At 62.5% G+C, this 7577-nt stretch carries 8 protein-coding genes; 5 read left to right on the forward strand and 3 right to left on the reverse strand.

Annotated elements, in window-relative coordinates:
• On the forward strand, positions 1–296 hold a 296-nt coding region (locus AC1DQF_RS20720; RefSeq protein ID WP_477527119.1), incomplete at its 5' end, for a hypothetical protein.
• Between the two features lie 60 nt (positions 297–356).
• On the opposite strand, the gene AC1DQF_RS20725 is transcribed toward AC1DQF_RS20720, so the two are convergent.
• The 3 genes from AC1DQF_RS20725 to AC1DQF_RS20735 all read right to left on the reverse strand — a co-directional run bounded on the left by AC1DQF_RS20725 (position 357) and on the right by AC1DQF_RS20735 (position 2927).
• Positions 357–638: a hypothetical protein gene (locus AC1DQF_RS20725; RefSeq protein ID WP_477527120.1), complete on the reverse strand. Its 282-nt coding sequence runs from the start codon at positions 636–638 to the stop codon at positions 357–359.
• Entirely contained in the window at positions 635–1420 is a 786-nt protein-coding gene (locus tag AC1DQF_RS20730) for a hypothetical protein (RefSeq protein ID WP_477527121.1), read from the reverse strand. The genes AC1DQF_RS20725 and AC1DQF_RS20730 overlap by 4 nt, the downstream gene beginning before the upstream one ends.
• 91 nt (positions 1421–1511) lie before the next feature.
• The gene (locus tag AC1DQF_RS20735; protein ID WP_477527122.1) at positions 1512–2927 is read right to left on the reverse strand and encodes a nucleotidyltransferase domain-containing protein; all 1416 of its coding nucleotides are present in this window, start codon (positions 2925–2927) and stop codon (positions 1512–1514) included.
• Positions 2928–3701: 774 nt separating this feature from the next.
• Between AC1DQF_RS20735 and AC1DQF_RS20740 the strand changes: the two genes are divergently transcribed.
• The 4 genes from AC1DQF_RS20740 to AC1DQF_RS20755 form a co-directional block, all read left to right on the forward strand.
• Positions 3702–4673 (forward strand): glycosyltransferase family 2 protein, encoded by a 972-nt coding sequence (locus AC1DQF_RS20740; RefSeq protein ID WP_477527123.1) that lies wholly within the window; start codon positions 3702–3704, stop codon positions 4671–4673.
• A complete protein-coding gene (locus AC1DQF_RS20745; protein ID WP_477527124.1) occupies positions 4670–5977 on the forward strand; it encodes a hypothetical protein in 1308 nt (435 codons plus the stop codon). The genes AC1DQF_RS20740 and AC1DQF_RS20745 overlap by 4 nt, the downstream gene beginning before the upstream one ends.
• A 47-nt stretch (positions 5978–6024) precedes the next feature.
• Positions 6025–7233 (forward strand): glycosyltransferase, encoded by a 1209-nt coding sequence (locus tag AC1DQF_RS20750; protein WP_477527125.1) that lies wholly within the window; start codon positions 6025–6027, stop codon positions 7231–7233.
• On the forward strand, positions 7230–7577 hold a 348-nt coding region (locus AC1DQF_RS20755), incomplete at its 3' end, for an oligosaccharide flippase family protein (RefSeq protein ID WP_477527126.1). The genes AC1DQF_RS20750 and AC1DQF_RS20755, both read left to right, overlap by 4 nt.

Consider the following 7577-nt stretch of genomic DNA (forward strand, 5'->3'; position numbering starts at 1 on the left):
TCACTGCCGGCTCGGCGGCCCTCTCCGGGCTCGTGGCGACAGTCAACGTGGTGACGGGCTCGGACGCATACGTCAAGCAGTGGTTCACGCTCACGGGATGGACCAGGGGCACCACCTCGAGGACAAGCGGCATCTACACGTACGACACTCCGTCTCTGGATGCGGGAAAGTCGGTCAACTTCGCTCCCCACCTCGAGCTCGACAAGAACCCGGATTCGGCAGTCAAGGTCACCATCACGTTCTCCTGGACCGGCGGTGGCTCCTACACCACGCCGATCATCACCCTGTCAAAGTAGCCACGTCTCGGCGCCCGGCAGGGACGTCCCCTGCTGATCGCGTCGCTCCGGGACCGGACGTCATGAGTCTGGTCCCGGCGCGACCTCAAGGACGTGGTGCTGGACGAGCTCAAGCACTTGGCCGTGCGTCAGGTCCAGGGCGCGGTGCGGAGCAGGCGGAGGCCCCAGCTCCTCGACAACTGCCTCGGTGAGCTGCTCCAGATCCGTGGTGCCAACGACGGGCGTGGCCGCCAGGATGGTCGTGGCCATCTCGGAGAGCACCACCACGTGGCCGTCCACGAAGACGGCTGCCCTGTTGTCCTCGACGAGGACGTCGAGCAGGGCGCCGCGGCGCACCCTCATCGCAGGGCCAACAGGCGGGCGACGAGTGGAGCGAGGTCCGCTGCCTCCCGATAGGTGACGCGGTGAGCGCCGCCGGCCAGGTGGATCAGGTCCGCGAGACGATGCAGGGGACGCTCGAGCCTGCTCAGGTAGGAGTTCTCCGGAGCGAGCGCCGCGAGGGCGTCCACCATCTCGAGGCGGGACAGTTGCGGCTCGCCCACGTGGTCGACCTGTCGGTCGAGAAGCAGGATCGCGCCGAGGTGGCACTCGCGGTCCGTCGTCCTCATGCCCAGCTCGCTGGGAGAGCGCTGCGCCTTGAGGTGACCGGTCTCGATCACGGAGAGCGGCTTGCGATGCGGCAGCACCGTGCCATCGGGCGTGATCGCCGACGTCTCATCCGTGACGTAGGCCAGGGCTTTGCCGAGCGTTGAGGCCGCAGTGGTCTTGCCCGTCCCGGACGGTGCCACCAGGACGGCAGTGGCACCGGTAGCGGGATCCGCTAGGGCTGCCGCATGCAGCATCACCAACTCGCCCGCCCTGCTCTCGATCATCCGAGTCGTGACGGCGGGGGAGAGGTAGTGGAGGACCTCATCGATCGTGTCGCCTGTGACGTCCGCCGCCCCGGCTGGTCCGAGGGCGACGGTCAGGCCGACTACGGCGGGAGCGTCCGAGGGGGAGAGAGCATCGCGCCAGGCGTCATGGACGGCGCAGCCGAGCTCCCTGCCGGTGACGACGAGGCTCACGCCGACGCCGAGGCCCCGGACCACCAGTCGACGCGACGGCTCATCCATGGGCTGCGGCACGCGGTCACCCTACGAGAATCGATCTGTGACCCGCCAATGAACGGCTGGGCTGCTCTGCCGGGTCTTGTCGCGGAGAGTTCCTCTCCAGCGGCTAGAGCCGCGTCCCAAGTCTCCGTACGCGGCGCGCCAGGGACCGTGGGACTGCGATCCAACCGTGTGGGGAGAGTTCGTCGACAGTGAGCCACGGCGGAAGGACATTCGCTGAGAGAAGTCGCGCCCAGTCACGCGGCCGAGCCGACGTTTGTCGTGCCGTCGCAAGACCCCGAGTGAGGAACCAGTCGTTTGGCCGCTCAGGGTGTGTTGCGTCGGTTTCGAGCTGAAGTGCCATGGTGTCGTACCAGATGGGCGGCGTGAGTGACAACGCCTCTCTGACGACGGAGGGTGCTTGCTCGGGAACGCCAAACATCCGCGCGGCCAGTCCGACCGTTTGCAATTGATCGCGTCTTAGGGGTCGATCGGCATCCACCCAGGTCTTGGAGTTCCCGGCCAGTTGGTGCACGTCGACCAGGCTTCTGAGCCAACGCCACCTATCCTTCGCCGCGTGCCCCGCCGAGTGCGCAAGGGCGTCGTACGGTGCGAGTGTCGGCACATCTCTGTCGCCGATGCGGACTTGGTTACGCCTACGCCATAGGACCTCGAAGGGGGGGAAGGTGCTGGCCGAAGGTGTGAGATGCCAGTGCAAATCCACCGAACTGGTTTGGCAACTCAAGCTCACTTCGTACCCCGTCCGTCGAAGATGCCGCCATGCCCACGTCGCGCCCGGCCGGGGATAGTGGTCGTCGTTGGACCATCCCTCGGATTCGAGTGCGGCGTAGGCTCGCTCCACATCCTTTGGAGATACCAAGAGATCCAGGTCACCGGGCCCGCGGGCTTCCAAGTCTCCGTAGGCCAGAACGGCCAGCGCCAAGCCCTTGAACGCGATCGCGCGCACTCCGACTCGGTCGAGGACATCTAGCGCTCTGCACAGTTCCGCTGCGAGCAGCTCCACCTGTCGATCGTGATGCTGGCCAGCAGCCCGCAGATTGGCCGCCGCGTCTGGTGCCAGTCCGAGCCTGTCCAGGTTGCTGGCCAGGAGTGACACGACGTGATGCTGATGCGCGGCGGCTACGAACTCGCGGGGTGCAAGGTCAACCGGCGCATTCCAAACCGCCCTGGTGTCAGAGCGCAGATACCTCAACGCCGAGCGGACTGAGTCGAGGGCGACGCTCCGCGATGGGCCAGAATCGGCAGGACAGGTCGCACCCTGTAGCTGCACTAGACCGTGCGCGGACAAATCGTAGAGATGTCCCATCAATAGATCGGTCGCGTTGTAAGGCGGCTCAGGCTCGCCAAACTCGGCAATGAGCGCTGACGTCAGATCCTCAATCGTCCTGGTCTCATCCACTGAAGTGGACTGCAAGATCACTGTCGCAGGGCCGGACAGTGCAAGTACCGCTTGGCCGAGCCTGACTGTTGCGCGACCATCCACGATGGAGAGATCGGCGAGGTTCGTTCGACGAACCCTCATGGCTTATCCGAGCTCCTTTTGAAGATGGCCCTACCCACGTCGGTCTTCTCGCTGCGCTTGGGGGAGCCCCCCGCGGTCCTCGCGTCGCCGCGGCTAGGAGCTTGGCAAGGCGATGCATCAGGTGACTCGAGCAACGCGTGTGTCGCGGCTACAGGAACGACCCGAAGGCAGGTAACACCGGATCCACTACTCATGGCTCCGAATGTAGGCGAAGCGTTATGCCCGCACGTGCGTTCTGAGGGTGACGTCCGGGCAAGGGGCAAGTAGTCCGAGCCTGTCATCTGGTCTACCGCTAGCGCGACGTGACACGTCCGGTGAGATGCCCACCTTGGCGCAGCAACGACCCGAGTTGGGAACGCGCATCGCCGTCGATCGAAGACGGAGAAGCGCCGAGGCCTCAACGCCGAGCACGCGCACGGCTGGTCACGGTGGCCGGGTGGGAAGGGAGTCGATATTCAAGGCTAGCCAGTACATTGCCGTTCGCCTGGTACGACCGCCCGCTCCTCTACGGGCGCAAAGCTGAGGGCGGGTCGTGCCCCCCTGGCTACAGACCGGGCCCAAGTCTCGAGTGTGCAATGAACGTGCTTTCACGGCGACGTTGGGCGGGAGACCCCAGCGGTGGACGCCGGTGTGTGGGACGCGTGCCGATGCCCAACATGCAGCCGTTCGTCTGCGCATGCCGAGGCCACCCCAAGCGGCTCCCTGCGCAAGCGCGAGTTGGTCCTGTACCCGTGAGCGGGGTTGGATGTCTCCAGCCAGCGAAGGGTGAGGGACGTGGTGCGACAGGACAAGGCCGACATCTCGGTAGTCATACCTACCGCGGGCCGCCGGCCGACGGAGCTCTTGAGGGCCATTGAGTCCGTCAGGGCTCAGGACATCCGAAACGTCGTCGAGATCGTGGTTGTCGATGACTCAAAGGCCGGCCTCGACTCGCACGAGCTCCAGCAAGCCGCCGAGCCGTTGCGACTGAGGGTGGTTCCGACGTCCGGACGGGTGGGTCAACGCTCTGATGGAGTGAGGGAGAGTTCGGGCGAGTGGGTGGCCTTTCTCGACGACGACGACTTCTGGTTCAGTGGAAAGCTTCGGGAGCAACTCGAACTCGCTCAAGCGATCGAGGCGCGGGGTGCGCTCGCTGTCGTTTCTTGCCGTATCCAGCACTCGTTTGATGGCTCCGACCGCATCGTTGATGGAGTGCCCGCACGCCTCATGAGTTGGGGTCAGAGCGTCTCTGAGTATCTCTTCTGGCGACGCGACCCCTCAGTTCGTCGCGCCTCGCTGTACACGTCGACGCTGTTTGCCAGCAAGGCGTTGTGCGATCAGGTGGAATGGCGAAGGCTCCCGCGTCATCAGGATTGGGACTGGCTTCTGCGGGCTGCCTCAGTGCCTGGTGTCCAGGTGCTCCACCATCCACAAGTGCTTGCAAACATCCATGTCGGTTCTGCGAATTCCATCTCGGCAGGCGACAACTGGGACGCTTCTTTAGCGTGGGCCACGAACGACGGGGCGAGATACATGTCGCGTGAGGACTACGCAGACTTCTTGACTGCTCAGGTGCTGCGATACGCCCTCAATGCTCGCTCCTTCTCAGGTGTGAGGCAGACCAGTAGAGAGGTGCTGAAGAATCGTCGGCTTCCCTCCATTCGCGCTTTCTGCGTTGGTTCCGCGGGGCTTATTCCGCGGCGAAGGCTGGAACAGCTGATGTCCTTGCGTCGAGGGTCGGCAGCAAAGAAGGAGCGGCTCCTGTGATCACTTTGGTCACCTTGGTGACCGCGTCTCTGTTCGTCCTCTCTGCCTCGGCCCGCGCATACGTGCCACTCATCTTTGCGATCCTTGTGGAACAGGAACTGGTAGCCGGTGGCAACATCAATGACACGGGCCCATTGGTATCCGCGGCCTCGGAAGTGTGGTACGCGACGACTCTATTCGGAATTCCCGTAGTTACGGCCCTGTCATTGGTCCTAATTGCTCTCGGTTGGTCTGTCTTCTTTGCCCCGGGCGCACGACTACCGGCAGCAACTATGTCTGTATTCATTGCTTGGGTTGTCTTGCTCGGCACACTCCAGGGTGAGTCGTTGACAGACAGCTTGGCAAGCGCACAAAGTCTTATCGCCGCCCTGGCAGGATTCGTTTCAGGGTGCATGATGAACCGGGACGGATCGCGAGACGCGGCGGCAAAATTCTGCGCGGTTCTCGCGTGCGTGGTGGGTTTGAAGGCCATCCTGGGAGCGAGCGCTCTTGCCCTGGGTCAGGGGGCGGAACACGACGGAGTGGTTCCGATCGCATTTTACGATTCCGTGGTGATGCTGGTCGCCGCCGGTTCTTTGGCGGTTGGGCTTATCTACTCCGACCGCTCCAAGCTGGCGCGCTGGGCGCTCTTGGCAAGCTCGCTCCTGCTTGCTGGTGTTTCAATCCGCCGCGCATCCTTGGTGGGCGCGATTCTGGTTCTGCTGATCTGCGCGCTGGCTGCGCGGAGAGTGTCCTTGTCGCTGAAGTTGGCTTACGGGGCAATCGTGGGCGGTGCCCTCCTTTCTCTAGTCTTCCCACGCCTGTTGGACAGCACGGCAGGATCGATTCGCGCGGCTTGGACCGGCCTGACCGGCGGATCGGACTCCGACGCCTCCACGCGTGGCCATCTTCGCGACAATGAGGCCGGCATGCGCCTCGCCCTTGAGAACCCCGTCGAGGGTGTCGGCGTACGAGCGACGCCCACCAGCGACTTTGTCGTCCGTCAAGGTGAACTGTTATACGTTCACAATGAATTTCTCTATGGTTGGCTGCACTTTGGGATTGTGGGGCTAGTGCTTATCTCAATCCTCGTTATCCATTCCGGAATAGCATCAGTTCGCTTGCTTGTTGCCTCTGAGTCCGCTCCTCCCTGGTCGATTTTCGGGGCCGCCTTTCTTCTGGCGGCGGTGCCTGGATACTGGTTTTTCCCGCACCTGCTTACCCTGGACAGGTTTGCTCTTCTGTTCGGGTGGAGTCTCGGTGCCGTGGTCTGCAGGTCGCTTTCGAAGCTGGAGCGATTCGAGCGAGCGACAGTGAACGCGTAGGGCCATTGCCGGATCGACGATGCGTAAACGATATTCAAGGACTCGAGATGTCTAAGTACAATGTCGCGATCTTTTCGCGGTGTTTGCCCTACTACGGTATTGATCATGCCGGCGGCGAGTTTTTGCTGCGCGCGGTTGAGGCAATGCAGGAGTACGCCGATGTCACGGTGGTAGCGATAGACTCCGAGCGCAATCGGAATGCTGTCACTTCAGTGCGGCCGAAGTACCGGCCGATCTTGCTTGCCTATCGTGGACTTTACGCAACGGTGGCTTTTGCCCTTCTAAGGAAGATTCAGTATCGCTTGATGCCACTGTCAATCCCTCTGGGCGCTCGCCACGCACTTTCGCGACAGCCGGAACTTAGCCCGATCATCGATGAAGCGGACGTGATTGAGTATCAGTGGACTGAAATGGCCGGCTTGCATGACCAAGTCCGAAAGCGGAAGCCAGCGGCTCATATCGTGGTAGTTGCCCACGACGTAGTTAGCCAGCGACTCCGCCGGGAGGGTTCGAATGCGGCACTCGTGCTTCGCCCGTTGCACCTAATGCGGCGGTGGGTCGCCCAAGGTCAAGAGAAGAAGCTGCTGGGAATCGCTAATCGAATTACGACGTTTAGCGAGAAGGATGCGGGAATTCTCAACAGTCTGGCGGCGACTTCGCGGGTCGTTGTGGTGCCACCCATGTTGTACGACCCTGAGATGTCTCGAGAGTTGCGCCAGGTTCCAGGGCGCTGCATTTTCGTCGGCGCATTCAATCGGCGTGAGAACGTGGATGCGGCCGATTGGCTTCTAGGGCATATTTGGCCCCACGTCCAGCGAGCCGTACCGCATGCAGAACTGAGGTTGGTTGGCGTCGGTAGTGACAAATACTTGGCGGGTGTGCCGGGCAGGCTATCGACGCGGGTGTCAGCGACTGGGTATCTAGATTCTCTGAACGGGGAGTATCGGGGCGCGAGCCTAGTCTTGGTCCCCCTGCGGTTGGGCGCGGGTGTCAAGTTCAAGACCATCACAGCGATGCTGTGGGGTATTCCAGTGGTGTCGACCCCCGTCGGGGCTGAGGGCATTGGCTCGGACCGCCTGTACGCCGGCATACATACGGATGCGGAACCGTTCGCCCAACACGTGGTCAAGGTGCTGGACCACCCAGAACTGTTTCAGCCTTTAGCTGACGAGGCGCGTCGCTGGGCAATGGCTTCGGTTGGGCCGGAACAGTTCTTGCAAGGCATCCTGGAATCTCACGGCAGGCGCGCTCGGTGAGTCAAGCCAGCAATGCGGCATTGCGCGAGACCGCCCTTCGTGGCGGAGTGGCGATGGTCTTGGGACAACTCGCTCGAGGGGCGACACAGTTCGCAGGACTAGTGATCTTGTCGCGGCTCCTCAGTCCCGCGGACATCGGTGTTGTCGCGATGGCGACGGCCGTGGTTGGAATCGCAGCTGTCTTGAGCGACTTCGGGTTGTCGATGGCTGTCATGCGGGAACCCGATATGCAAGCGGACAAGCGTGACCAGATCTTCTATCTCAATGTAATTTTGGCTGTCAGCGTTGCGTGCGCTATTTGGTTGACTGCCCCTCTGGTTGCTTCCCTGTACGAAGAGCCAGAC

It is taken from the genome of Nocardioides sp. P4_G4 (assembly GCF_056401085.1).

What these genes read in the sequence shown, in the direction of transcription:
- AC1DQF_RS20725 (WP_477527120.1), bottom strand. Translation starts at nt 638, where the DNA reads ATGAGGGTGCGCCGCGGCGCCCTGCTCGACGTCCTCGTCGAGGACAAC.
- AC1DQF_RS20735 (WP_477527122.1), bottom strand. Translation starts at nt 2,927, where the DNA reads ATGAGGGTTCGTCGAACGAACCTCGCCGATCTCTCCATCGTGGATGGT.
- AC1DQF_RS20750 (WP_477527125.1), top strand. Translation starts at nt 6,025, where the DNA reads ATGTCTAAGTACAATGTCGCGATCTTTTCGCGGTGTTTGCCCTACTAC.